We start from the raw sequence: 26,040 nt of genomic DNA, 5'->3' as shown, positions 1-26,040 counted from the left end.
TTTTACAATATTTTTTGCAAATACACCTATCTAAATGGATTCAACTACTCGTAAAATACAGGAATATCTGCAAATGAATAAAAAACGAGTAAGAGAAATAAATTTAAAATATTTCTCATTATCAGGACACATAACGAGTTTGAAAAATAATTCGATAGTAAAATTTGAATCTTCTCTTGAACGAGATTATTCAATCATTTTAGAATTTAATTACAAGGTAAGGAATTATTTAGAGCAACCAATTGTTATAGAGTACTTGTACAAAGGAAAGAAAAGACGATATACTCCAGATTTTTTAGTAAAAGAAATTGATTCAATATATGCAGGAAAGCTAATAGAGGTTAAATACAAGAAAGAACTGGAAGAAAAGAAAGAAACTCTTGAACCAAAATTTAATGCAGCAAAAGAATTTTGTAAGAAAAACAATCTTGTTTTTGAAGTTGTTACTGAAAATGAAATAAGAACAGACTATCTAGAGAATTGTAAGTTTTTATGGAGGTACAGATTTAATAATGATAATATTAACTGGGTAGATGTTGATTATATTTTAAGTAATGTACCAAAATCAAAAAAGGTTTCAGTAAATCATACTCTTGATAGATTAACAAAAGATCAAAATAAGAAAGCAGAACTACTGTACTTAATTTGGTATTTAGTAACAGCAGGGTTAATTAACTGTGATTTAAAGAAGAAAATTAATATGGATACCAAAATATGGATAGATTAAAAATTGAAATAGGAGAGAAAGTACTATTTAAAGGTAAAGACTCTATTATTATAAAAATAATTGATTTAAATAAAGTGTCTATTAAGATTTTAAAAGAGAATACTATTTATACGGTAGATGTAAATCAATTAGAAAGGTATGAGTCTACAAAAAACAAAGAAATTAGTACCGATATACTTTCTGAAGATGAATGGAATCAAGCTAAAAAGCGATATGAGATTATAATGCCTCTATTGGGAGTGAAAAGGAATTTAAAAATGGTTAGTGAAATAGCAAAAAAAAACAAACTTCATTACTCTACTATATATAGATGGATAAAAATTTATGAAAAAACAGAGATGATATCATCCTTAGCTAGAAAAAGAAATTTAAATGGTAAATTCAAAGGAAGGTTATGTAAACAAACAAACTCTATTATTAATGAAAAAATAAATGAAGTTTATTTAAATGCTTCAAAAAAATCTGTAAAAAGATTAGTGAGAGAAATTACAACTGAATGTAATACCAAAGGGGTAAAAGTTCCTCATGAAAATACAATAAGAAATAGACTTAAGAATATTTCTGAGGAAGAAAAAATGAGAAAAAGATATGGATATTCTAAAGCAAGGGATAAGTTTCATCCTATTAAAGGTCATTTCCCTGGAGCAAATTATCCATTATCAATTGTACAAATAGATCATACGTTAGTTGATATTATTTTAGTAGATGAGCATTATAGAAACCCCTTTAAAAGACCATATTTGACATTAGCATTGGATGTTTTTAGTAGGATGATTATAGGGTTTTATTTGTCTTTTGACCCTCCAGGAGAAATAGGAACTGGTCTTTGTATATCACATTCAATCTTACCAAAAGAATTATGGATGGAAAAAATAGGGGTTGATGAAAAATGGCCTTGTTGGGGAATAATGAAAACAATACATTTAGATAATGCAAAAGAGTTTAGAGGGAAAACGTTAAGAAGAGCATGTCAAAACTATGGTATATCTATTGAGTTTAGACCCCCTGGTACTCCTCATTGGGGAGGACATGTAGAGAGAGTTTTGGGGACTATTTCCAAAGAAATACATGATTTACCTGGTACGACTTTTTCCAAAATTTCAGACAGAGATAATTATAATTCTAAGGAAAAATCTTCTTTAACCCTAAACGAATTAGAAAAGTGGTTGACTATTTATATTACTAAAGTTTATCATCAAAAGGTTCATTCATCTTTAGGTACCTCACCTATAAATAAATATAAGGAGGGAATAATGGGAAACTCTTCTGAACCAGGGGCTGGACTTCCTTCCAGATTATATGATGAGAGAAGAGTAAGATTAGATTTTATGCCAGCAATAGAGAGAACGATTCAGGAATATGGTGTAATCATAGATCATATTACGTATTATGATGAAGTTCTGAGAAAATATATTCATTCTAAAGATTTAGATTCTTCAAAGAGTTCTAAGAGAAAATTCGTTTTTAAAAGAGACCCTAGAGATATTAGCATAATTTTCTTTTATGAACCAGAACTAAATGAGTACTTTGAGATTTCGTATAGAGATACATCTCAACCACCTATTTCAATTTGGGAATATAGAATGGTGGTTAAGAAGTTAAAGGAAAATCAAGTAAGTATTAATGAAGAAGCAATATTTAATGGATACAAACAAATGGAAGAAATTGAGTTAAAAGCTGTTGGTAGAACGAAAAGTTTAAAATCTAATACTTACAGAATGTTAAAGAAAAAAGTAAAAAAAGGGAAGAATAAGGATGAAAATATTTCAAAAGTAGAAAATCGAATAATCCCTAAAATTGAACCATTTGATGATATAGAAGATGAAACATTTACATACTAAAACTAGAGACTTCTTAGTTAATGCTAATAATGATGAAAGGATAGACCTTTTACGAAAGAATAAGTGGATAGGTTATTCTAAAGCGCTAGAAATACTTGGAAAATTTGATGAATTAAAAGAATACCCAAGGTCTCATAGAATGCCTAACTTACTATTAGTAGGGGAGTCGAATAATGGGAAAACAGCCTTGTTACAGAGATATATGGCAAAGAATCAAGCTAGTATTGATGAAAATACAAGTGAAGCAATTGTTCCTGTGCTATATGTTCAAGCACCACCTGAGCCAGATCAGAAGAGGTTTTATAATACCATTCTTGAAGCTCTTTTAGCTCCTTATAAATCTTCAGAGAAAATTGAAATAAGAGAAAGGAGAACTTTTCATTTAATGAGAAAGTTAAACGTTAGATTGTTAATTATAGATGAAATACATCATATTTTAGCAGGGACAATAAGCAAACAAAGAGTGTTTCTTAACACTCTCAAATATATTTCTAATGAACTGCAAATTTCATTAATATGCTCCGGTACAAGGGATGCTTTTAATGCTATTCAGACTAATCCTCAATTAGCAAATAGATTTGAACCAAAAATACTTTCAAAATGGAATAATAATGAAGAATATCTAAGGTTATTAGCTAGTTTTGAAAGGCTATTACCTCTTAAAGAAGAATCTTTTCTTTATGAACCGTCAATGGCAAAAAAAATATTATCAAAAAGCGAAGGGTTGATAGGTGAAATATCTAAGATTTTAGAATTAAGTGGAATTTTTGCTATTCAAAATGGTTATGAGAAAATAACAAAAAGTATTATTGATAATATAGATTATACATCTCCATCTGATAGGAAAAAAGCTATCTATAAGTTATAATTAGTCTTCAAAATTTCTTTAAAATTAATATAAATTTGGTTTTCTATCTTGATATTGTGAGAAGTTAACTTGTTTATTTGAGTGTATAGTTCTTTTACTTCTAAAGAATTATCTGCTTGATTAGGGTGGGTTGTAAAAGGAGAGTCGGTTTCAGTTAATATTCTATCTAGAGGGACAAAATTTAATAACTCTTTTCCTTTATTACTTTTTAACATTGCTTTATTAAAAGAAAAATAAAATCCACAATCTAAAGCTTTTCTAGCTTGATTCAATGTTCCTGTAAACCAATGTAAGATTTTAGTTCCTTTAAAATCAACTCCTACCATTTCTATAACTTTTGAAGCACTATTCCTTGAGTGTATAGTTAGAATTTTGTCTCTATTATAGCAAATTTCTAGTATTTTTTCAAAAACTATTATTTGTTTTATTTGGTTATCTTTATTGTACTTTTTTGAGAAATCTAACCCAACCTCCCCTATGAATCTAGTTTTGTTAATAGATTTCTTAAAAATATCAATTTTATTGTAATAGGTTCCAGATAATTCGGGATGGTATCCTAAAGCGGCTCTTACATATTTTTTATCTTTTGTTAACAAATAACTGTTTTCAAAAACGTCGGGTAAGTTTGTTACAGCAATTGAGTATATTTTGTTTCTTTCAAGGTATTCAATAACTTTTGTGGGCTGATTGAATAAGTCAAGATGAAAATGAGTATCTATAAGGTTCATTCAGTTTTATTAAAGAACGAATTTACTTCTTCATTTCCTCTTAACAAAACATCTGTGTATTTTAATATGTTATTATTTTCACTGGGAATATACCCTGATTTCAGTAATCTAAACTGTAAAAGGTCTTTACTTTTAATTGTTTTTGCAACACTTATTTTAAAGGCACGTGCGTCACGACCACTTTTTAAGTGATTTGGGAAAGGGTTTTTAATAATATCAAAAGCATAATCAGAAGGCTTATCAAGCCCAATACTATTTAATGAAGCTCTTCTTATAATACAAGGCGTACAGTGACCACAATGAGCTTTATTAATATTTTTATATCTGCGATAATAAAATGGCTTAGAGCAAGAAACAGATTTTTTATATAACTTTTTTAAGAGCTCTGGATTTGAGCAATCAGCAAGTAGCTCACCTTTCGTATGAAATTTAAATGGGTTTATAATTGGGATTTCAATTTTAAGATGGTCTAATATTTTTTGTAAAAGGGATAAAAAATAAGGGTGAGTCGTTCTTGTACTGTAGGTACTTAGCCTAGCATTGGTAAGAGGTACATTCAGAGAAATTAAACCATTTTCAGGAATATATAAAGGCAAATCACCAAGGCAATTGGATATTAATATACCTAATCCAAGAAAAAGAATTGATCTAGCTCTTTGAGTATCTTCACCACCTAATACATTATGCTTTTGCATGGGTTGAACATTAAAGAAATAACTACTTAATTTTTGACTTTTGTAATGTTTTTCAAGTTCATTAAATAAACCACGTTGAGTATCTAGTTCTTGAGTACCGCCACCTTTATGATGACCTACCACAGCTAAGTTTTGATTTGTTTCAAGTATATCTATTACTCCAGTTAAAGAATCTAAGCCACCAGAAAATAGGCTTACAATATCTATATCTTTAGATTTAGGGTTTTTCTCTTTTTCAAGATTTAAGGTACCTTTTTTTCTAAACTTAATATCCCAATGATCCCCGCTTAAAAATGATAAAAGCTTAATAAGGCTTTCCTTCTCAGCTTCCCATTTTTCAGGTGTTTTGACGGCAATATGAATGATAAAGTTTCTACTCCAGCTAAAGTAGCCAAATTTTGATCTAGATACTAATTGATCAGCTCCATATACTGAGTAGAATAAGTTAAATAATTCCATAACATCGTCAGTAGGAGTTAAATTACAACTATTTAAGATACGCAGGATATTGTTTCTTAATTTATTATTATCTGCACTCATCTCAAAAGATGGTATAACAACTGTTTTAGAATTAGAGTTTTCTCGTAATTCAAAAACATCATTATCGCCTGATTTTAAAACAACATTTATTTTCATATCGATTCAATTATTAAATAAGCTTGTTGAAAAACACTATCAATTAACTGTTTACCTTTGCTTGTTTTGAAATCTACACTTTTTAAATTATAACGTTTCCACTTTTCTTCTAATGAGCTATTAATAAAGGCTTTCATTTCATTTTCTATATTTATAAGTTCATTGGCGCTTATGTCTTTTCTTTCTAATGTTTCACCTAGTTCATGAACCCATCTAAAAAATATATAATTAGAGAGATACTTTATAACATACTCGTTTTCCTTGTCTTTCATAATTGTGTCTAAGGAACCAAAATCAGCATTACCTTCTTCTTCTATTTCTTTATAAATATCACATAATGTTTCAGTAATAGCAGCTCTGGCAACTGCAGCTTCTGGTGTGTCTCCATCAGGAGCTAATTCATTAGATAGTATAGCAAAAACACTTTTAACATCTAATCCATCAAATGAGATTATTCCATAATTCTCAGCAGTTGAATTAAAACCATTATTTGATAAGCTATTAACAAAGCCAATGAACTTTGATGCAGTAGCTTTACCAACAATAGCAGTTGAAGAAGCTTTTTTTGCACCACCGTAATTATTTATGTAACTCCTAGCAGATTGACGAAGTTTTGAGGCAGATCTGTTTTTTATGTAACTTGTTAAGTTAGTTTTTGCGGATCTCCAACTTTCTATTCTATTATCATCAGCATTATTGTTCTCTGAATTTTCATCATTTTCATTGTTATTGTCAGGCGTGGCTCCGTCAGGTTCAAACCAATCAGGTAATAAAGGTGTTTTTCCTGGACCAGAGCTTGAAGTAGATGTTCCCATGAGTTATAAATATTCTTTTATTGCAGAAATTAACATTTTATTTTCTCCTTTAGACCACTTAGAAAGTAGATTTTGAAATTGTTGGCTTTGATTTTGATTTGAATTAATTAATCCTTTTAGAGCAGGGACTAACTGGATAGGTATTTTTCCTTCAGGAAGACGCTGAAGAAATTCGAAATACTCACTAATTAACTCTGTTTTTACCTCACATATTTTGCATTGAGTTGTAAGTAAATTATTAATTATAGATTTAGTGTCTGAAGACCTTATTTTATCTGATATTGCAGATAAAATATTTGCAGAGTCACCTTGTCCTAACTTAATCATTTCTTGGATTCCTTTTGATAATTTGGCTTTACTTCCTGAAACAAGTAACATGAAAATTTCTTGAGCTTGAGGAGATAATCTTTGAGCTTGAATAGGTTGAGCTCTTAGGTTGTCTCTTGAAAAGAAAAAGTATGGAATTAAGTCTTCCGAGTTTAAACTAGGCTCTATTTTTAACCAATTTTCAAGCCAAGGATCATTACTCCAAGATTCAAATTCATTGCTTGTAGACTCTTTTATACTTTCTGAGTTTTTAATAAATTCTTTTTCGAATGAATCAAACTTAGTTTTCTTTTCTTTATCTCCAGTGTTAATTTCGGATAGACTTGTAAAATGTTCAGGTCTAAAATATTCCAAAAGCATAACCTTGGCTAGAAGTCTTATTTTTAGATCAATGTTTTTGTTTTTAGCCATTTCTTTCCTCATTAATAGCATATTTAAAAAACGTTTACATTGCCTAGGGTTTCCATTTAATCCATTTGTAAGTATGGGGGTGATTTGAGAAGAGAGAATTAGTGCATTATTTAATTCTGAAGGAACTGTTTCAAGGTAATTTGAAATGTTTTTATGGGTCAAACTACTAGAGTTAATAGTTCCTTGTTCATTTTTCTTTAAATTATCCAAGAGTGTGAAAAAATGTCCATCATCTTCTAGATAAAGTTTTGTAAATAATAAGTTAATATAGGTTTCAATTTCTAAAGTATTCATTTGTGGGATTCTAATCGGAAATTGGATTAACTTTTCTAAATAATCTCGACCAACTTCTTTAGCCTCACCAGGGATTTCAGGAAACCTTTTTCTTACAGCATAATTAATAAGTTTTTCATAAGCAGATATTACAAAAATTGAATTTTCAGCATACAAAAATAATTTTATAGCTTCTAAAGTTGATATAATTGTATCCGAAGTACACCTATCAAGATCATCTATGAATACTACTATTTTTTCATATTTAGATTCTTTAATTAGCTTACCTAAATCTTGATGAAAGTCTCTAATCCCTCTAGTTAAAAGTTTTTTGCCTTGCTTGGTAGTATCCTCTATTGACTCGACAACTGCATCATAATTATCAAAATTGATGTCTTTGATAGTTTCTCCTAATTCAGTACCAGAAAAATCAATTCCCTCTTTGGCTAATAACATAGCATTACCTATACCTCCTGTTGCTAAATATGCTAATCCATGAGCAGAAGCTTTTTTGGCTAATTTCATCCAATCTATTTGATGAAATAATTTTTTAGCTAAATTTTTAGCTTTTGAATTGAGCTTTTGATTAGATATTATCTTTTCTACTATTGTCGTAAGTAAAACAGATTTCGCATCATCATATCCTTCAAATAACCAACCATTAAATTTGATAGATAGAATACCTTTATCTTCTTTGATATCGGCTTCAATCATTCTCATTAAACTTGATTTACCACCTCCCCAGTCTCCATAAATTCCTATTGTGCAAGGAAGCAACTCGTCGTTATATATAATGTTTTTCGTACCTTGAATCAGGTAAGAAAAATCTAAAAAATCAATTTCTGTATCATTATCACTCCACATAGCTTATTAGTTAGTTTTTTTAGTAAGTAACACTTTAAGTATTTGTACGAAAGGAATAATACAGGTAAGATTTTTGTTAAAAAATCGTTCTTCTCTCATAGCAATATAGAGGTGTTTAATAGTTTGGTAACTAGAGTATTAAAAGTTAGCCTAACAAATATAGTAAAATCGAGGTATAAACCAAGATTTAATTTCATTAGATAATTGCGTGTAAATAAAGATGGTATACATTAAAGAAATAGGGAAAAATATTTGGCCAGGTTACAAAAAGCCATTTAAAGAAGAGTTGTTTTCTAGCTGGCTTTTTAGAGTTTCAAGAGAACATCAAATAAAAATGTACTCTTTTTGTAAAGAAAGTTTAGGAGGAATTCCAGTTATGAATAGAGACATTGATTTGGTTGTAAATAGGGAATTAAAAAATATTATAATAAACCATACCCCTTTAAAAACTAGTGAAGTAGATAATTTATTTCTTAATAGTTATGAAGGATATCTATTCGAAAAAATAAATCCTAATGGTAGAACATATGGAATTTTACCGTTAGGTATATATCATAGGAAAAGAACAAGAAGAGGGCTGTTATATTGCTCTGAATGTTTTAAAGAAGGGAAACACTATTTTAAAAAGCAATGGAGGTTACTTACCTCAATATTATGTTTAGAATGTAATTGTTATTTGCAAGATTTTTGCCCTAGATGTAAATCCCCTATTATTTTTCATCGACTAGATATAGGAGAAAAAAATACTTTATCTAATTTAGAAATATTCATTTGTTTTAATTGTAATTATGATTTAAGAAAATCTAATAACATACATGTTTGTAGTAAGTTTGATATAGAGTATCAACAAAATATAGATGATATTTTGAATAATGGTTTCAATGAAATAACCCATTATTCATTTACTTACTTCAAAATACTTTTTCACTTATGTAACTTATTTAGCTCTACAAGCAAAAAGTATAATAAATTTAAAAATTTTTATGATAGAAGAAATTCTAGTATCTCAAGGAAAGGAATAAGTGAATTTACATACCTAGACCTTATATCAAGAAGAAAGTTACTTGTAGAGTCTTTCAATACAATGAAGTGTTGGCCTCAAAATTTTATAAAACTATGTACCGAAGAAAAAGTTAATTATTCTGACTTTTGGAGAGAGCATAAAAATGAGTTACCATATTGGGTTTTTAAAGTACTTAAATTAGATGTTTAAACTTTATTTCTATCTTGGTTTTAATTTTTGAAGCAAAATGCTCATGAGTATTTGTGTTCATTTTAACACGATGATTAAAATTATGGAGTTCAGTGTTAATTTTTTTCAACAATTTTTTGCTTTTTATTTTTCTCATGTCAAAATTAGAATTAGCAAATTTAATTAGAATTAACCTTAAATCATTTAACTCTATTTTTCTTAAGTTGGATTCGTTCAAAAGAGGGATATAGCTTGTAAGACTAGGGTCGAGTCTAATGAGGTAGAAATACTTTTCTTTATACTCTATTTCAAAGATTAGATACCAAAAGTTTTTATTACAGAAGGTTATACGGTTGTAAAAAGAGTTTCTGTTATTTATTTTTAAGTATTTTCCTGAAATTCCTTCTTTTGCAAGAGTCGAGGCAACTTTATTAAAGAAATTGAAAGATCTATCAATTACTTTAGGGGCTATATTTTGTCTAGCATAGTTGCGGCCAGAAGAAGTAGAGTCTTGACAGATATCACTATCTCCTGTAATGGAATCTGTATCATGAATGATTAATTTCTGATCTTGCATTTCCCATTTTTTATCCTGCTCAGTTCTTTTTCTAATAAAGATAGGAAGGTCTACTCCAAAACTACTGAATGTATTATCTTTTATGATTTCTGATTCTCTAGACGATTTAACTCTGCTATTATTTTTTATACTCTGATTTTTTGACTTATTTCTGTTTCTTTGTAACAGAGAAGTATACTTTTCTCTTGGGGCTTTGTCTGCTGAATCAGTAGTGTTTGTCTCAATATCTTTTGTTATATCGTATCTATCAACAGTAAAAATAGAGCGATCTTCGATATCAAGTGAATTAATTCCAAAAGCCATAAAAATATTTAATACTCCTTCCTTATTTGAACTTTTCTTACCTAAATACCTCCCATATAATGAAATATTCATGTTTGAATTAAAAGGAAGTCTTTTAGCTATTTGATTATTTACATATAAAGAGCTGTTTAATTCTTTGATAGCCTTAATGCCCTGATCTGATTTTAAAAAAAGAAGATTTACAAGTTTTCTTATACTTTGTTCAGGTAGAACATTGTTATCATATCTAATATAACCAGTACGGATTCCATCTTTTTTTATTATATATCTTTTCTTTATAATGTCTTCCGTAAAATGACCATTTACCATAGCATTTATACCGTCTACTGAGTTTTTTTCAAAAAAGAAGAACTTAGTTAATACAATCTCAGGAATTAGAACTATGTAAAATTTTTCTTTTATAAACTTATTATAAGTTTTTAGATAAGGAATCTTTAAAGCATAGTATCTGAAATTATCTTTAGAAGATATGTTGGGGAGAGGGTAATAGAAATCCTTTAAGAGAGTCAGTATAGGGAAGATATTATCCTTAATTGAAAAATTAGAAGTTGTTTTTTTATACCTCCAGTTAAAAGAATCATAATTTGAAATACTCTGTGGTATTAATTTCCCTTTAGAGTTAAAGACACTTCCTATGGAAATATCCATTAAATAATGAATTGGAATTGTTAGATTAACTCTTAATTCCTTATTAAAATGATTAACCCTAAAATAAGAAGTAGAAGAGTTTACTAACTCAATATTAGTATAAACATTTCCATTTCTATAAAAAAAATCATCAATCCAAGTAACTATCCAATAACTTTTAGGTCTGCATGGAGGAAGTAGTTTTTCTAAAACTATTTGATAATCTATCATATCACTACTTTTTCTTATTCTATTCGCAAAATAGAGTGTAAATTATTAAAATATATTGTTTATTCTTTTTTTTAGATAAAATTGACATCTTTACTTTTCCTACTACAGAATGTATTTTAGTAGTTTCTAAGGCTTCGTGCAAAGTCATAGGAGGGAGAATAGAAGGCAAGCGTTTTGCTAACATTGTTTTACCCGCTCCAGGAGGTCCTATAAGAATGATATTATGTCCGCCAGCTGCTGCGATTTCCATACAGCGTTTTATAGATTCTTGTCCTTTTACATCAGCAAAATCAAACTCAGGGAAGTCAATGTGTTTATAAAACTCAGCTCGCGTATCAACTGTTGTAGGCTCAATTAGTCTGTTTCCATCAAAATGATTGATAACTTCCATAATATTGTCTACTCCTAAAACATTTAAGTCGTTTACAATAGCTGCTTCCTTAGCATTTCCCTTCGGAAGAATAAAGTGCTTGAAACCTTCTTCACGTGCTTTGATAGCTATAGGTAAAGCTCCTTTTATAGGTTGTAAACTACCATCTAAAGAAAGTTCCCCCATAACGATATAATCGTCAATATTTTTAGATTTAATTTGGTTGGAAGCAGCTAAAATTCCAACGGCTAAGGTTAAGTCATATGCAGCACCTTCTTTACGAATATCTGCAGGTGCCATGTTAATAATGATTTTCTTTCCAGGTAGTTTGTAACTGTTGTTCGCTAAGGCAGCAGAAATTCTGTAAGAACTTTCACTCACAGCTTTATCGGGTAAACCAACTAAGTGATAGCCGATACCTTTATCAATATTTACTTCAACAGTGATTGTGGTTGCTTCAATACCAAAAACGGCACTTCCATAGACTTTTACTAGCATATTTTTCTCTTTTCGTTAAAGATAGAGAAAAAAATAAAATCTACTGTAATTGCATTTGTTTTGGATTCCAACGAGTTGGGTCATTCTTTTTTAAGAAACCTTTTAAAAGGTTGTTATTCTGATAATCTGTATAATCATCATAAATTAACGTAGTTGGCTTTTTACTTAACTTATTAAATGGAATGGAAAAAGAATTGTTATCAATGTCTTGTTGACTTACAATAAAAAATGATAATCCAGCTAAATCTAGATTTTTATTAACTGTTGATGAGTCATAAAAAGTAGAAGATGTATTAGAAAAGGTATAAATACTTTTAGGTGCTATCTCCTTTTTATCAACTTCTTGGGCAGTAGTAGAAAACACGAATGCTATTAAAAAAACGGTAGTAATAATATTTTTCATAAAGTTAGACTTATATAAAAGTAGTACCAAGAATTATGCCTTTTTAGATTTAGGAAAAATATACTTATACATTTTACGAATACCAATAAATATTAAAACAACTAAAATAATAGCTACTACAGGTAAAAAAATAGAAAGGGCAGACATAACTACTGAGGTGCCTGTTTCAACAGTTGAAATAATAGGATTTGCAACTCCTGCAGTTGTTGCTGTAGAAGTAAGTCGAGTAGAAGCAGCAGTACCTTTTATAGCTGATGCTGTCCCTCCACCAGCAATAATTGCTAAAGCCCAAGTAATAACTGGCGATAAATCTGCTACGGTTGAAACCATAACGGCGGTACCAGCAATAGCTGCTAATGGAATTGCTATTGTATCGAGTAAATTATCAAACCAAGGAATATAATATGCAAATACTTCTAAAATGGTGGCTACTCCCAAGGTTATGATAGCTGTTGAGCTTGCTACCCAAGCCCAGTTTTCATTTAAAGGGATAATATTATAATATCCAGCAAGGCTTAAAGCAAACAATGGTAGAAAAACTCTAAAACCTACGGAAGCAGCTAAGCCAATTCCTAAAAATATGCTGATAATTGTTTCTGGTGTCATGTGTTTTTTATTGAAAGATATAAAAAAAAGCCTCTTTTTTAAAAAAGAGGCTTTTAAATATATAGTATTAATACTAAAATTAGTTAGAGTTAAATCTGTCTAAACCAGTTTTTAACCAATTGTAGTATGTTGTATGATCTGTATATTGTTGAGGTGAGTTTAATACCTCTAATTCTGGACTCATTAATACATAAAAAGGCTGAGAAGCTGTTTTAAAGTTAGCTGCCTGTAATGTAGCCCATTTATCACCATAAGTTCTAATTCTCTTTACTTTTCCGTTAGACTTAATAAAGTCGAATTGTTGTTCTTCTGGTAAGGTTCTTTGGTGGTCATCTACATATAATGAAATTAATACATAATCATCATTAATTAAAGAATATATGTTTGGTTGACTCCAAATATTTTCTTCCATTTTACGACAGTTTACACATGCCCAACCAGTAAAGTCTAATAATACAGGTTTGTTAACTGATTTTGCGTAAGCAACACCTTCGTCAAAATCCTTAAAACAGTTTAAGTTAAGAGGACAGTGGTTGTCTTTTTGGTAAATACTGTGGAATTTAGGAGGTGCAAAACCACTTAATAATTCATTTTGACTCCAAGCAGGTTTTTCCATAACTCCAGGAGCTAAATACACTGCTAAACCTAAAGAACCTAATCCTAATAACACTCTAAAAAGAGTTATTTTACCGTATTTTTTACCAATAAATCCAAATAAGTAAAGTGCGAGTAAAAATGCAATAAAAGCCCAAATACCAATGAAAATTTCTCTTTTTAATAATCCCCAGTGACCTACTAAGTCAGCGTTTGATAAGAATTTAAAAGCAAAAGCTAATTCTATAAATCCTAAAACAACTTTAACAGTGTTTAACCATCCACCAGACTTTGGTAATGTGTTTAACCAGTTAGGGAACATAGCAAATAATGCAAATGGTAATGCTAAAGCTAAACCAAATCCAACCATACCTACTGATAATTGTGTCGCTCCTCCACTTAAAGATCCTGCTAATAAAGATCCTAAAATAGGACCTGTACAAGAGAATGATACGATAGCTAAAGTTAATGCCATGAAGAAAATTCCGATTAGTCCTCCAACATTAGAGGCGCTATCAGCTTTATTACTCCAAGAACTGGGTAATGTTAATTCATAAAAACCGAAGAATGAACCTGCGAAGAATATTAGAATAACAAAGAAAAATAAGTTTAACCAAATATTTGTTGAAATACTATTTAAAATTTCAGGATCTAATGTATCTAAGAAATGGAAAGGAAGACTTATTAATCCATAGATTAACACGATAAAGAAACCGTATAAAACAGCACTACCAACACCTTTTCCTTTTTTCTCTGTACGTTTTGTAAAGAAAGATACAGTTAAAGGAACCATTGGAAATACACATGGAGTTAAAAAAGCTAACAAACCACCTACAAAACCTAATAAGAAAATGTTTAATAAACTATTATCTTCATCTTCTCCTGAATTTGAATCAGTTGAACTTTTTAATAAAACAGTGTTCTTTAAATCTAAGTTTAAAGATTGAGACAATTCTTTACTCTTATCATCTACTTCAGCAACAGTTTGTGCTACTTTTTCACCCGTTAAAGAAAATGTAAAATCTTCATCAAAAGGTAAACAGTATTCTTTACAAACTTGTGCATCAAGATTTAATGTAATTTTTGTTAATGTAGAGTCAGAAACAGTAATTCTTTGTATTATTTTACCTTCTTCAACAAAAAATATTTCGTCTTTTCCCCAGATTTCACTAAACTGAGTTTCTGTTTCGCTTTCTTTGGCCTTACCATTTAAGGTATATCCAGATTGCCCTTCTGCTGGAGCAATTGTCATAGGTAGTGAAGCGTCTTCTGGGTTATACTGAGAGTATAAATGCCAGTCTTCAGCAATTAACACGTCAAAAATTAAGTCGTACTCAGTATCAGAGATTTTCTCTACTTTAGGAGTAACAACTACGGGGTTATCGTCAGATTGAGAATATACCGCTAAACCTATGAATAATAAAAATAGAGTAAAGAATTTTTTCATTCTATTGTAGTTTGATGGGGTTAATTAAATACTAATTTTTAATAGTTTGGTTGTTTTTTCTGTTGGTAAAAAGCGTCTATCTTGTCGTTTTCCAATAATCCAAATAATCTCATTTTTACTGGAACAGAGCAACCAAATTTTATTTTTGTTTACTATTGATATTTTTTCGTCTTTAAAATACTTACTTACTTTTTTACGTCCTAACATTCCTTTGGGATAAAAAAAGTCGCCGGAGTTCCACCGCCTAAGTTTTAGGGGAAAGTTAAGTAGTTCACCATCAACGTAAATACTATTACTATTAGTATTAGTTTTTTTTTGAACCCTTTTTAGTAGCAGCCTGATTGGTGCTGTAATTTCTTTGTTTTCCTCCCTTATAATGAAATATTCGTCCTCAAAAGAACTTTTTTCATTAGTGCGTAAAAGTAATAAAAAATCTCTGTCTTTCAACAAAGTATAAAATTTTGTTAAAATCTGCTTACCAGACTGAGCGTAAACTAAGTTATAAACATCGTTCCATTCCTTGAATTTATAAGGCTTTAACAGCTGGTATAGGTATGCTTTTGGGTTGGATAACTTTAACAGTTTCTCGATATTTATTTTTAATAAATCATCTTCTTTTGAAACGATTTCATTGGTGATTTCTTCTATTTTATCAGTAACAATTTGCTGAGATTCTTTTAAATAACCAATTGTTTTATTAAAGTTATCTAAAAAACTGGGGTTCAGTTCTTTTAGTGTAGGTGTTATTTGATGACGAATCTTGTTTCTTAAATATTTTGTTTCAGCATTACTTTTATCTTCACGCCATTCAATATTGTTCTGTTTTGCAAAATTTAGAATTTCTTCACGTGAAAAAATAAGTAAAGGTCTAACAACATTTTTATTAACTGAAGGGATGCCTGTCAAGCCTTCTAAACCTGTACCGCGACTAAGATTAATTAAAAAGGTTTCTAAATTATCGTCAGCATGATGCGCTGTTAAGGTATAATCAAAAGTATTTTCTTGATTTAGTTTATCAAACCAATTGTAACGCAGTTCTCTTGCTGCTAACTGTATTGATAGTTTGTTTTCTGTAGCATATGCATTCGTATTAAAGTGTGTTATAAACGTTTGGATATTCAAGTTTTTTCCTAACTCTTTAACAAATACTTCATCTAAAACACTTTCTTCTCCTCTTAGTTGAAAATTACAGTGTGCTAATGAAATATTAAATTGTAGTTGATGGAACAAATGGGTTAGCACCACACTGTCAACGCCTCCAGAAATAGCAATAAGCAACTTTTTTTCTTTTAAAAAAGAAAATTGTTCGTCAATATGTGTTGCTAACCTTTGAAGCATATAGATAAGTGACTATTGTAATTGAGTGTTTAACCAGTTAACAACATCTTGTAGCATCTCTTCTTTGCATAAGTCATTTTGTAACTCATGATATCCGCCTTCATATAATTTAATACTGGCCTTAGGTGTGTTGCTAGCAAATGCTTCTGTTCCTTTATAATCAATGATTTTATCCCCTGTACCATGAAGTAATAACATTGGGGTTTTTAAAGAGGAAGCATTTTTAATAGCCCATTCACCAGCATCAATAAAAGATAAAGAGAAGTTAGGACTTACTTTATCGTGAACCAATGGGTCATTACTATATTTTTTAACTTCAATAGGATCACGTGATACATCATTAACGTCTAATTCATTCCCTAAAGTAATTGAAGGAGCTATTTTTTGTATTACTTTTCCTAACGAAAGTTTCCACGCGGGTGGTTGAAAAGCCAAACGTAAAAACGGACTTGTAGCTATAACTCCTTTTAGGTTGTGTTCTTTTCTAAGTGTGTAATTAACGACAGTATTCCCTCCCATAGAATGCCCGTATAAAAAGACAGGCTTGTCGCCAAAAATCTCCTTAGCTTTTTCAATCAGTTTAGTAATGCTTTTTAATACATAATTGTAACCTGGATTGTGTCCTCTTTTTCCTGTTGTCTTACCATGACCGAAGTGATCAAAAGCAATTACACCAAAATTATTATCAGTTAGTTTTTTGGCAACGTGTTCATATCTGCCAGAATGTTCTCCCATTCCGTGAATTAGTACTATGATAGCTTTTACGCTTTCAGGGCTCCAATATTGACCAAAAAACTCAGTTTTTTGAAAGTTAAATGTAAATGTGTTATGTGTCATCTAGTCTCTAGTAATGTTTCCGTCTTCTAAAATATTGAAAATAATAGTAGAAGGAGAGTCAGAAATATATTCTACTAATTCAATACTGTTTGTATTAAGAGTAGAGGTAGTTTTTAACATGCCTTCTGCTATTTCATCATAAGCTAATACTTGACTATTGATAATATTAAACTTGTCATCATAGTTTACTAGCATAGAGATTAGTTCAGTGTTATTAGGGTAAAAATAATATACTACTGATTGAAATTTTTCTGAAATTTTTGGAAGATAAGAAACACCAACTTTAGCTTTTTCATTGTTTAATTGCTCTTCAAAAATAGAAGGAAGTTTTAAAAGTTTTTGTTGAGGCTTGGTTAACAGTTTACCTTCTACATGATTACTAAAGTTTGTACTGTCAATTAAAGGAACAGTTTTAGTTGGGTAGTCATTTAAAAAGGAATATTTGTTTACTTTACAAGAAGTAACTGTTGCAATGATAGCAACGAAAAGTATAATTTTAAGTGTGTTTTTCATCTCTTTTTATTTTTTGTAATAGTTTGTTGATTATTAATACTAATTATGAGTATTTGCTATAAATATAGTTAACTTTTGTTAGTGTGTGTTAAAACATACTTCATGGCCTTGGCTTTTAACAAACATTCTTCGTATTCTTTTTCTGGAGTAGATTTTGCTGTAATAGCACCACCAACTGAGTATGAAACGTATTTGTTTTCTGCATTGTATAAAATACTTCGGATAACTACGTTAAAGTCAAAATCACCATTTGGAGTAAAGTAGCCTACAGTACCAGAGTATAAACCACGTTTGGTTTCTTCTAATTCTTCAATAATTTTCATAGCTGAAATTTTAGGAGCTCCAGTCATACTTCCCATCGGAAAAGTGTCTTTAATTACATCAACTGGATGTGCGGTGTTTTCAATTTCTGAAACTACAGTAGAAATCATTTGGTGTACTTGTTTAAACGAGTATACTTTACATAGTTCTTCTACTTGAACACTTCCTTTTTTAGCTGTTCTTGATAAGTCGTTACGTACCAAATCTACAATCATAATATTTTCTGATCGTTCTTTTTCATCACGAGCTAAATCAAAAGCAATTTTATTATCTTCAATAGGATCAATCAAACGTTTTGCTGTTCCTTTTATAGGTTGCGAAATAATTTTTGATTCCTCTTTTCTAATATATCGCTCGGGAGTAGCAGACAGTAAGTAATGATTGTCATTTCTAAAAAAAGTAGCGAAAGGAGGTTCTGATATTCCGTTTAGCTGTGTATATACTTTGTATGGATTTATAACTGTGTTTTCTGCATAGAATTCTTGACAGAAGTTAGCCTCGTAAATATCTCCTCTATGAATATGCTCTAAGACTTTTTCTACTTTTTCATGGTATTCATCTTTGTGAATGCGTAGTTTTATTTTTACTTCATTTGTTTCATCTTGTTGATGATTTTGAATAGTAGGATTAGTTTCAATGATATCTTCAAAATCTTCTTCCAATTCATCATCAATCATTTGTAAGTAATGAAATTCAACTGTATCTCCTTTGATGAAAATTAACTTTTGAGGTTGAAAAAAATACAGGTCAGGAAAATGAAGTCCATCAAAATTGTTTGAACTTAGTCTTTCAGTATCATTTTTAACATCATAACTAATATAACCAAATATGTAGTCTTTGGTAAAAGACTGATATTCTTTAAGTTTTTCGAAAGCATTGTAGTAATCTGTTTTAATAGAAGTAAACTCTTCTACAGCTAAAGCACAATCGAAAGAACTGTACTGTTGTTCATAGTTGTTAGAATCTAACCAAACAGCAGTTTCAAATTGTTTAGCCCAAACAAATAGTTTTTGCTTGAAAAGTTTAGGGGTGTCTATGGAAAAAATACGGACAGTTCTTGACATCGCTACAAAAATAAGAAACCCGATAGAAATACTACTATCGGGTTTAGGTTTTATATGATTTGGGGTCTTATTCTTTTTTTGAACTTTCGTAGGCTTTTATTTTATTTTCAACCTCTTCTAAGGTACCTTCAAAAGTTTTTTCTTCAGTTTTTTCTTCACCGTTTTTAATAATTGTAGTAGTAATAGTAGCTTTAGCAGTACCATCATCATTCTTTTCAATATTTACTTTAACGATGTTTTCCATTTTATTTTCTGTAGTGAATTCAGCATCAGTAGAAAGTTTTACCTCATGCTTTTCTCCATCTTTATCAATCCAAACTTTACTATTTTCTGTTTCTTCATGTATTTCAGAAGAAGTATGACCACCTAGTATTGGAGCAATAACTAAACCTACTAAACAGGTAAGCTTAATTAAAATATTCATTGATGGTCCAGAAGTATCTTTAAAAGGGTCACCAACAGTATCTCCCGTTACAGCTGCTTTATGCGCATCAGAACCTTTATAAGTCATTTCTCCATTGATTTCAACACCAGCTTCAAACGATTTTTTAGCGTTATCCCATGCGCCACCAGCATTATTTTGGAAAATAGCCCACATAACACCCGATACACAAACACCAGCCATATAACCTCCTAAAGGTTCAGCACCAAACAATAACCCGATAAGAATAGGGGTGATTATGGTGATTAATCCTGGTAAAATCATTTCTTTTAAAGCAGCTTTGGTTGAAATATCCACACATTTTGCATATTCAGGTGTACCTGTCCCTTCCATAATTCCTGGAATTTCTTTAAATTGACGACGTACTTCGTGCACCATTTCCATAGCAGCTTTTCCTACAGATTGCATTGCTAATGCTGAAAATATTACTGGAATCATTCCTCCAACAAAAAGCATAGCCAAAACATTTGCTTTAAAAATGTTAATTCCGTCAATTCCTGTGAAAGTAACATAGGCAGCAAACAAGGCTAAAGCTGTTAAGGCAGCGGAAGCAATGGCAAACCCCTTACCGACAGCAGCAGTGGTATTTCCTACTGAATCTAAAATATCGGTACGCTCACGAACGTGATCTTCTAGCTCACTCATTTCAGCAACTCCTCCTGCATTATCGGCTATAGGTCCGAAAGCATCAATAGCTAATTGCATAGCGGTTGTAGCCATCATTGCAGAAGCCGCTAAAGCTACTCCGTAAAATCCTGCGAAATAATAAGAACCATAAATAGCAGCGGCAAATAATAAAACAGATAAGAAAGTAGATTTCATACCTACTGCTAAACCAGCAATAATATTGGTTCCTGCACCAGTAGCACTGTTTTGAACAATACTTAATACAGGTTTTTTACCTAAACTTGTATAGTAAGAAGTTACCACAGAAATTAATGCTCCAACTGCTAAACCAATACAGGCTGACCAAAACACATTGATAGATACTACTTCTTTAAAACCTTCTCCAAAGAACTTCATGTGCATCGTTTCAGGAAGCATCCACTTAATTAAGAAAAAACTAGCTATTAATGTTAAAATAATGGCAGCCCAGTTTCCAGTATCTAATGCTTTTTGTACTTGAGCTTCTTTAGCCGTATTGTCTTTGATTCCTACTAAAAAAGTTCCGATGATTGATGCTACGATACCGACTCCTGCAATTAGTAAAGGAAGTAATATTGGCCCCATTCCGTTAAAGGCGTCAGAAAAAGGAGAAGTTATCGACATGTCTCTAATAACATAGTTTCCTAGTACCATGGCTGCTAATACAGTCGCTACGTATGAACCAAATAAATCGGCTCCCATACCTGCAACATCACCAACATTATCACCAACGTTATCAGCAATGGTTGCTGGGTTACGAGGATCATCTTCAGGAATTCCTGCTTCTACTTTTCCTACTAAATCGGCACCTACATCGGCAGCCTTGGTGTAAATACCTCCACCAACACGAGCAAATAAAGCAATTGATTCAGCTCCTAAAGAAAAACCAGCTAAGGCTTCTAAAACAACGGTCATTTCATTGTAGAAGTTTCCGCCATCTGTAATAAATTGACCAACGAATAATAAAAAGAATAAACTTAGTCCTAAAACGGCTAAGCCTGCTACTCCTAACCCCATTACTGTTCCACCGCCAAAAGACACTTTTAGTGCTTGAGGTAAGCTAGTTTTGGCAGCTTCTGCTGTTCTTGCGTTAGCATCGGTTGCTATACGCATTCCTATATTTCCTGCTAAAGCAGAAAAAATTGCTCCTATAATAAAAGCAGGAACAATCATGATACTTGTAGTTTCTACTAGTTGAGAGATTCCAAATAAAGCTAATGAAGCAATAACTACAAAGATTAATAGTAGTCGATACTCGGCAGCTAAAAAAGCGAGAGCTCCTTCCTTAATACTTTTTGAAATGGATTGCATTTTTTCATTTCCAGGATCTTGCTTTTTTACCCAGGCCATTTTTATGTACATAAAAATGAGTCCTAAAATAGCCAATAGTATTGGCACATATATTATGTTTTGTTTCATGTTATTGTTATTTGATTAGTTATAAGTGTTCGTAAATATAACAAAATCAATAACTAAACAAAAAACCTCTCAGTTGTTACTGAGAGGTTTTTTGTTTTTATATAAGATGAATTTTACATATTAAATGATAAAATCTCCATTTGCTTTATGCTCGCTATTTTCATAACGCTCTAAACATTTATCTAAAATTTCGTATGCTTCATCTGCATCACCCCAGTCTCCAATATCAACTTTTTTCTTTTCTAAGTCTTTGTATACTTGGAAAAAATGTGTGATTTCTTTTTGACGGTGTGGGTTTAAGTCAGTGATGTTGTTATATCTGTTCCAAATTGGATCAGATACTGGTACACAAACAATTTTTTCGTCTGGTCCTTTTTCGTCTGCCATATGGAAAACACCAATTGGTTTTACTTCCATAACACACATCGGGAAAGTTGGTTCAGCACCTAAAACTAAAACATCTAAAGGATCTCCATCTAATGCTAAAGTTTGAGGAATAAATCCATAGTCTCCAGGGTACATCATTGATGAGAATAACATTCTATCAAAACGAATTTTTCCTAAATCAAAATCGTATTCGTACTTGTTTCTACTTCCTTTTGGTATTTCAATTAAAACATCAACTGTCTTTCTTTCTTTTGCGGTCATATATTCTAAACTTTTCTTCGTTTTCTAAAATCGGTTTGCAAAAGTAGTGATTTATTAGTTTTTTTAAAGAAAAAATAAAGGTAATTTATGGTTAAATGTATGATTATAAGCCGGGTTTAATACCTATACGGATTGCGAACTTAGGTGTTGGAGCAACAATTGAGCCTGTTGGAGGTGTATAGTTGCTTCTCCAAATAGCGTCAATTCTTAGAAAACGCAAGTTACCATATCCAATATTTTCTAATCCAACACTGTATTCATAGTATAGTTTGTTTGGAGCATTGTAGTTAACGTTAGGTGCTCCACTACTATTAACTAATCCATCGTTTATAGCTCTATTTTGTTGTGAAATGTTTCCGTAAGCAGCTCTAAAAGAAACTAAACTTCTTAGTTTTAATTTTTTTAATAGCGGTATTCTATTCAAAATATAACCATTAAAATGATGTTCAAAATGTCCTGCTAAATATTCATCGGTAACAAAATCGTAGTAATTAAGTAAAGCAAAAGTGTCTTTAACTAATGAGAATGTTTGGTTGGCAGGAACTGGGCTTAATAAAGCGACAGGAACAGTACCAAATGTTTTTCCTGCTTCAAAACTAGCGTCTAATGTTCCAAACTTACTTAGTAAAATTGGTTGACTATATTTGAATTGGATTTTATCATAACTATGGGTTCCATTAAAAGGACCTTTATAGCCTCTTCGGTAGTTTAATACGAAAGTAGGGAACACGTTTTTTCCAAAACGTCTTTCTACACCTAATCCGTATACAAATCTTCCTGGAGTGAATGAAACATAAATATCGGAAGCAACATCGGTTACTTGTGATTGAACGTTTCCGTTTTCATCTCTATAATTCATAGAGAAATCTTTCTCAGAAGCTGAAGTTATTTTTGAATGAGAAAAATTAAATCCTAAATGTAGGTTTTGTTGAATTTGATAATCGAAGTTCGTAGCTATTTTTTCAATATCTGATAAAAAGAAATTGTCTCCTCTTGAAAATAATGCAGTTGTTCCAAAGCTTCTTCCTAAAAGTTGCGTTGTATTTAGTAGAGTACTACCTAACTGTTCAATATCATTTTGGTAAGCAACACCAACGGCAATTCTTGGTTTGTAAGATAAAAGATAGCGAGCCTCTGCACCATACTTTACTCTTTTGTCTTTAAAACCGTAAGCAATATGACCTCCTAGACGAAAACGATCATCTTTAGTTACAAAGGTTCGAAACCCCATTTTAGTTCTAAATCCTTCTACTTGATTGTTAGCAAAAGCAGTCCATAGAGGGCCTATTTGCACACCAATGTTTGTGTTAATGTAGCCGCTAGCTACTGTGTTTATTAAGCCAGTTAGGTTTTTTATTTGTTTCTTTTCTTTAACACTTTCAATTAACTTATGTGTACTTTTACTTTCATCAGTTTGAACAGTCTCCCAGTACGACTCTTCCTTTTTATATTGATCAGGTCTAATCTTTTCAATAGTTTGTTCGTAGAAATTTTTAGGAAAAGCTTTATTTAAGACGTAATTCTTAAAAGTAATATTCTTTTTAATTGTTAACCCTTTGTTGCTTTCATTTTTATCTATGAACGTAAAATCACCCTCATAAGCATTTTTAATAGGAATGTAAATACTGTCGTTTCGTACCTCAAATTCTTTTTCAAAACTAAGTCCTCTTACAAAGTTTAAGTTAATGCTTTTATGGACTTTCATTTTTAGTTTCTTGATAGAGAAGTTTTTATCAGCTACCCAAAAATTCCCTTGAAAAGCTAAATCTCCATCTCTTCTTGGGAAGAAGTATATATTGTATAGTTTTTTATTATTGTTGACAATACTATCGTATAAGACGTAGTCGTACGTAGAAAACCCATCAGTAGATAAAGGACTAATAAAAGGTTTTTGAAGTAGTGTTATATTATTTTTAAAAACATCAATATTTTGAAAAGTGTTAGCCATTCGGTCAAAAATAAAACCTTGAGCGCTTAATCCTTCAGATTTTTCTGCTTCTATATCTTCTCTAATATTGTTGTTTTTATTATCGCCATAAACTTTGGCAACTTGTTCATTTAAATAAATAGGAATGTAGTAGTTTATCCCATCACTATCATACTTTATTTCTTGAAGTGCTTGTTTATATTCTTTCTTGAATATTTTTTTCAAAAACAAAGTGTCTAAATTGTTTAGACCAATTTCTATAGAGGTATTTTTTTTATATTGATAATGGTTAACTAAATCAAGTCCATTTTTTCGTTTACGTTTCCATATTTCTTTTAAAATTCTGTAAGCAGGATTTTCTTTTTTCTTTAAGCGTTTTTTAGGTTTAGTAACAATAACAACTTCTTCTAACTCATTGCTTTCCTCTTTTAAAACAACGCTTAAAAACTTTGTCTTTTGACTAACTTTTATGGTTTGAGTTTGGAATCCTACAAAAGATATTTCGAGTACGCCTCTATATTTATTTGTTTTTAAATAAAACTTACCGTTATCGTCTGTTGTGGTTCCATGTGTGGTGTTTTTTAGAATTACATTAACGAAAGGCATTGGAGTGTTAAACTCATCAACTACTTTACCTTGTATGGTTAATTGTGCGCTTAAAGCACTGGCAGTTAGTAGTAATAGTAAGTTAAGAAAATGTTTCATTATTTTTTTTACTATAAAATCCTTTTGACGTGAGTCAAAAGGATTTTAATTTATTTTCAATTTCTTTTTTCTTCAATTATTTGCGGTACATTACCTCTTTTACAGCTGATATAACATCGCTTGCGTTTGGTAACCATTCTTCTAATAATACAGGAGAATATGGAGCAGGAGTGTCAGCGGTAGTAATTCTTTTTATAGGAGCATCTAAGTAATCAAACGCTTCGTCTTGTACTCTAAATGTAATTTCCGATGAAACACTTCCAAAAGGCCATGCTTCTTCTAATATAACTAAACGATTTGTTTTTTTAACAGACTCTAAAATAGCATAATGATCCATTGGACGAACCGTACGTAAATCAATAATTTCAATTGAAATTCCTTCTTTAGCTAATTCGTCAGCAGCTTTGTAAGCTTCTTTAATAATTTTACCAAAAGACACTACAGTTACGTCAGTACCTTCTCTTTTGATGTCAGCAACCCCAATAGGAATAATATATTCTCCCTCTGGAATTTCCATTTTATCACCATACATTTGTTCAGATTCCATAAAAATTACTGGATCATCATCACGAATGGCAGCTTTTAATAAACCTTTCGCGTCGTATGGGTTAGAAGGAACAATTACTTTTAAACCAGGGCAGTTTGCAAACCAGCTTTCAAAAGCTTGCGAGTGTGTTGCTGCTAATTGACCAGCAGATGCCGTTGGTCCACGGAAAACAATAGGGCAGTTAAACTGTCCACCACTCATTTGACGGATTTTCGCAGCATTGTTAATAATTTGGTCAATTCCCACTAATGAGAAATTGAAAGTCATATATTCAACAATAGGACGATTACCGTTCATTGCCGATCCTACAGCAATACCACCAAAACCTAATTCGGCAATAGGAGCGTCAATAACACGTTTTGCACCGAACTCGTCTAGCATGCCTTTGCTGGCTTTATATGCTCCGTTGTACTCAGCAACTTCTTCACCAATCAAATAAATGCTTTCATCTCTGCGCATTTCTTCGGTCATTGCTTCGCAAACGGCTTCTCTAAATTGTACTGTTTTCATACGTTTTATAAGTAGTTGTTTATCAAGAGTGCAAAAATAATAAAAATAGGGGTAATATAGTAGCTTTAAAATCAACAAATGATTAAGTGAT

20 protein-coding genes and 1 pseudogene are annotated in these 26,040 nt (G+C 30.9%); 4 read left to right on the top strand and 17 right to left on the bottom strand.

What is annotated here, in order from left to right; all coding sequences use genetic code 11:
* The first annotated feature begins 73 nt into the window (after positions 1 to 73).
* From ACQYZ7_RS00980 to ACQYZ7_RS00970, 3 genes are read left to right on the top strand one after another with little or no spacing between them, the layout of a single operon-like run.
* On the top strand, positions 74 to 727 hold the full coding sequence (locus ACQYZ7_RS00980; protein WP_430727952.1) for a TnsA endonuclease N-terminal domain-containing protein: 654 nt from the start codon (positions 74 to 76) through the stop codon (positions 725 to 727).
* Positions 715 to 2,568: a Mu transposase C-terminal domain-containing protein gene (locus ACQYZ7_RS00975; protein WP_430727951.1), complete on the top strand. Its 1,854-nt coding sequence runs from the start codon at positions 715 to 717 to the stop codon at positions 2,566 to 2,568. Before ACQYZ7_RS00980 ends, ACQYZ7_RS00975 begins: the two co-directional genes overlap by 13 nt.
* A complete protein-coding gene (locus ACQYZ7_RS00970) occupies positions 2,549 to 3,436 on the top strand; it encodes a TniB family NTP-binding protein (protein WP_430727950.1) in 888 nt (295 codons plus the stop codon). Before ACQYZ7_RS00975 ends, ACQYZ7_RS00970 begins: the two co-directional genes overlap by 20 nt.
* On the opposite strand, the gene qatD is transcribed toward ACQYZ7_RS00970, so the two are convergent.
* From qatD to ACQYZ7_RS00950, 4 genes are read right to left on the bottom strand one after another with little or no spacing between them, the layout of a single operon-like run.
* A complete protein-coding gene (gene qatD / locus ACQYZ7_RS00965) occupies positions 3,424 to 4,164 on the bottom strand; it encodes a Qat anti-phage system TatD family nuclease QatD (protein ID WP_430727949.1) in 741 nt (246 codons plus the stop codon). The two genes, ACQYZ7_RS00970 and qatD, sit on opposite strands and share 13 nt — an antisense overlap.
* Positions 4,161 to 5,495, bottom strand: coding sequence for a Qat anti-phage system QueC-like protein QatC (gene qatC, locus ACQYZ7_RS00960; RefSeq protein ID WP_430727948.1), 1,335 nt, complete (start codon positions 5,493 to 5,495; stop codon positions 4,161 to 4,163). The genes qatD and qatC overlap by 4 nt, the downstream gene beginning before the upstream one ends.
* Positions 5,492 to 6,310 carry a Qat anti-phage system associated protein QatB gene (qatB, locus tag ACQYZ7_RS00955; protein ID WP_430727947.1) on the bottom strand — a complete coding sequence of 273 codons (819 nt, stop codon included), beginning with the start codon at positions 6,308 to 6,310 and terminating at the stop codon, positions 5,492 to 5,494. Before qatB ends, qatC begins: the two co-directional genes overlap by 4 nt.
* Positions 6,311 to 6,313: 3 nt before the next feature.
* Complete coding sequence (locus ACQYZ7_RS00950; RefSeq protein ID WP_430727946.1) at positions 6,314 to 8,185, bottom strand: KAP family P-loop NTPase fold protein; 1,872 nt, start codon at positions 8,183 to 8,185, stop codon at positions 6,314 to 6,316.
* Between the two features lie 220 nt (positions 8,186 to 8,405).
* Between ACQYZ7_RS00950 and ACQYZ7_RS00945 the strand changes: the two genes are divergently transcribed.
* Positions 8,406 to 9,398 carry a TniQ family protein gene (locus tag ACQYZ7_RS00945; protein WP_430727945.1) on the top strand — a complete coding sequence of 331 codons (993 nt, stop codon included), beginning with the start codon at positions 8,406 to 8,408 and terminating at the stop codon, positions 9,396 to 9,398.
* On the opposite strand, the gene ACQYZ7_RS00940 is transcribed toward ACQYZ7_RS00945, so the two are convergent.
* The 13 genes and pseudogenes from ACQYZ7_RS00940 to ACQYZ7_RS00880 form a co-directional block, all read right to left on the bottom strand.
* Positions 9,382 to 11,115 (bottom strand): hypothetical protein, encoded by a 1,734-nt coding sequence (locus tag ACQYZ7_RS00940; RefSeq protein ID WP_430727944.1) that lies wholly within the window; start codon positions 11,113 to 11,115, stop codon positions 9,382 to 9,384. The two genes, ACQYZ7_RS00945 and ACQYZ7_RS00940, sit on opposite strands and share 17 nt — an antisense overlap.
* Positions 11,116 to 11,203: 88 nt before the next feature.
* A pseudogene (locus ACQYZ7_RS00935) lies at positions 11,204 to 11,983 on the bottom strand (YifB family Mg chelatase-like AAA ATPase); the annotation flags it as partial.
* Between the two features lie 40 nt (positions 11,984 to 12,023).
* The gene (locus tag ACQYZ7_RS00930) at positions 12,024 to 12,386 is read right to left on the bottom strand and encodes a hypothetical protein (protein ID WP_430727943.1); all 363 of its coding nucleotides are present in this window, start codon (positions 12,384 to 12,386) and stop codon (positions 12,024 to 12,026) included.
* A 33-nt stretch (positions 12,387 to 12,419) separates the two neighbouring features.
* On the bottom strand, positions 12,420 to 12,992 hold the full coding sequence (locus tag ACQYZ7_RS00925; RefSeq protein ID WP_430727942.1) for a DUF4126 domain-containing protein: 573 nt from the start codon (positions 12,990 to 12,992) through the stop codon (positions 12,420 to 12,422).
* Between the two features lie 79 nt (positions 12,993 to 13,071).
* Positions 13,072 to 15,033: a cytochrome c biogenesis protein CcdA gene (locus ACQYZ7_RS00920; protein WP_430727941.1), complete on the bottom strand. Its 1,962-nt coding sequence runs from the start codon at positions 15,031 to 15,033 to the stop codon at positions 13,072 to 13,074.
* A 24-nt stretch (positions 15,034 to 15,057) separates the two neighbouring features.
* Positions 15,058 to 16,371: a tRNA lysidine(34) synthetase TilS gene (tilS, locus tag ACQYZ7_RS00915; RefSeq protein ID WP_430727940.1), complete on the bottom strand. Its 1,314-nt coding sequence runs from the start codon at positions 16,369 to 16,371 to the stop codon at positions 15,058 to 15,060.
* A 12-nt stretch (positions 16,372 to 16,383) separates the two neighbouring features.
* On the bottom strand, positions 16,384 to 17,208 hold the full coding sequence (locus tag ACQYZ7_RS00910; RefSeq protein ID WP_430727939.1) for a lysophospholipase: 825 nt from the start codon (positions 17,206 to 17,208) through the stop codon (positions 16,384 to 16,386).
* A complete protein-coding gene (locus tag ACQYZ7_RS00905) occupies positions 17,209 to 17,721 on the bottom strand; it encodes a hypothetical protein (RefSeq protein WP_430727938.1) in 513 nt (170 codons plus the stop codon).
* A gap of 68 nt (positions 17,722 to 17,789) precedes the next feature.
* The gene (gene pabB / locus ACQYZ7_RS00900; RefSeq protein ID WP_430727937.1) at positions 17,790 to 19,106 is read right to left on the bottom strand and encodes an aminodeoxychorismate synthase component I; all 1,317 of its coding nucleotides are present in this window, start codon (positions 19,104 to 19,106) and stop codon (positions 17,790 to 17,792) included.
* A gap of 67 nt (positions 19,107 to 19,173) precedes the next feature.
* Positions 19,174 to 21,612 carry a sodium-translocating pyrophosphatase gene (locus ACQYZ7_RS00895; protein ID WP_430727936.1) on the bottom strand — a complete coding sequence of 813 codons (2,439 nt, stop codon included), beginning with the start codon at positions 21,610 to 21,612 and terminating at the stop codon, positions 19,174 to 19,176.
* 120 nt (positions 21,613 to 21,732) lie between these two features.
* Entirely contained in the window at positions 21,733 to 22,260 is a 528-nt protein-coding gene (locus ACQYZ7_RS00890) for an inorganic diphosphatase (RefSeq protein WP_430727935.1), read from the bottom strand.
* Positions 22,261 to 22,363: 103 nt separating this feature from the next.
* On the bottom strand, positions 22,364 to 24,892 hold the full coding sequence (locus ACQYZ7_RS00885) for a DUF5686 family protein (RefSeq protein WP_430727934.1): 2,529 nt from the start codon (positions 24,890 to 24,892) through the stop codon (positions 22,364 to 22,366).
* A 76-nt stretch (positions 24,893 to 24,968) separates the two neighbouring features.
* Positions 24,969 to 25,949 carry a pyruvate dehydrogenase complex E1 component subunit beta gene (locus tag ACQYZ7_RS00880; protein WP_430727933.1) on the bottom strand — a complete coding sequence of 327 codons (981 nt, stop codon included), beginning with the start codon at positions 25,947 to 25,949 and terminating at the stop codon, positions 24,969 to 24,971.
* Between the last annotated feature and the right edge of the window lie 91 nt (positions 25,950 to 26,040).

This window comes from Tenacibaculum sp. SDUM215027 (assembly GCF_050566205.1).
Taxonomy (GTDB): domain Bacteria; phylum Bacteroidota; class Bacteroidia; order Flavobacteriales; family Flavobacteriaceae; genus Polaribacter.
The sequence above is the reverse complement of the archived record's forward strand: the minus strand, read 5'-3'. Positions and strand labels throughout refer to the sequence as shown.

Coding starts and splice junctions, on each gene's coding strand:
- pabB (WP_430727937.1), bottom strand. CDS start 19,106: ATGTCAAGAACTGTCCGTATTTTTTCCATAGACACCCCTAAACTTTTC.
- ACQYZ7_RS00940 (WP_430727944.1), bottom strand. CDS start 11,115: ATGATAGATTATCAAATAGTTTTAGAAAAACTACTTCCTCCATGCAGA.
- ACQYZ7_RS00880 (WP_430727933.1), bottom strand. CDS start 25,949: ATGAAAACAGTACAATTTAGAGAAGCCGTTTGCGAAGCAATGACCGAA.
- ACQYZ7_RS00890 (WP_430727935.1), bottom strand. CDS start 22,260: ATGACCGCAAAAGAAAGAAAGACAGTTGATGTTTTAATTGAAATACCA.
- ACQYZ7_RS00885 (WP_430727934.1), bottom strand. CDS start 24,892: ATGAAACATTTTCTTAACTTACTATTACTACTAACTGCCAGTGCTTTA.
- ACQYZ7_RS00925 (WP_430727942.1), bottom strand. CDS start 12,992: ATGACACCAGAAACAATTATCAGCATATTTTTAGGAATTGGCTTAGCT.
- ACQYZ7_RS00970 (WP_430727950.1), top strand. CDS start 2,549: ATGAAACATTTACATACTAAAACTAGAGACTTCTTAGTTAATGCTAAT.
- ACQYZ7_RS00910 (WP_430727939.1), bottom strand. CDS start 17,208: ATGACACATAACACATTTACATTTAACTTTCAAAAAACTGAGTTTTTT.
- ACQYZ7_RS00895 (WP_430727936.1), bottom strand. CDS start 21,612: ATGAAACAAAACATAATATATGTGCCAATACTATTGGCTATTTTAGGA.
- ACQYZ7_RS00975 (WP_430727951.1), top strand. CDS start 715: ATGGATAGATTAAAAATTGAAATAGGAGAGAAAGTACTATTTAAAGGT.
- ACQYZ7_RS00930 (WP_430727943.1), bottom strand. CDS start 12,386: ATGAAAAATATTATTACTACCGTTTTTTTAATAGCATTCGTGTTTTCT.
- tilS (WP_430727940.1), bottom strand. CDS start 16,371: ATGCTTCAAAGGTTAGCAACACATATTGACGAACAATTTTCTTTTTTA.
- ACQYZ7_RS00920 (WP_430727941.1), bottom strand. CDS start 15,033: ATGAAAAAATTCTTTACTCTATTTTTATTATTCATAGGTTTAGCGGTA.
- qatB (WP_430727947.1), bottom strand. CDS start 6,310: ATGGGAACATCTACTTCAAGCTCTGGTCCAGGAAAAACACCTTTATTA.
- qatC (WP_430727948.1), bottom strand. CDS start 5,495: ATGAAAATAAATGTTGTTTTAAAATCAGGCGATAATGATGTTTTTGAA.
- ACQYZ7_RS00945 (WP_430727945.1), top strand. CDS start 8,406: ATGGTATACATTAAAGAAATAGGGAAAAATATTTGGCCAGGTTACAAA.
- ACQYZ7_RS00905 (WP_430727938.1), bottom strand. CDS start 17,721: ATGAAAAACACACTTAAAATTATACTTTTCGTTGCTATCATTGCAACA.
- ACQYZ7_RS00950 (WP_430727946.1), bottom strand. CDS start 8,185: ATGTGGAGTGATAATGATACAGAAATTGATTTTTTAGATTTTTCTTAC.
- ACQYZ7_RS00980 (WP_430727952.1), top strand. CDS start 74: ATGAATAAAAAACGAGTAAGAGAAATAAATTTAAAATATTTCTCATTA.
- qatD (WP_430727949.1), bottom strand. CDS start 4,164: ATGAACCTTATAGATACTCATTTTCATCTTGACTTATTCAATCAGCCC.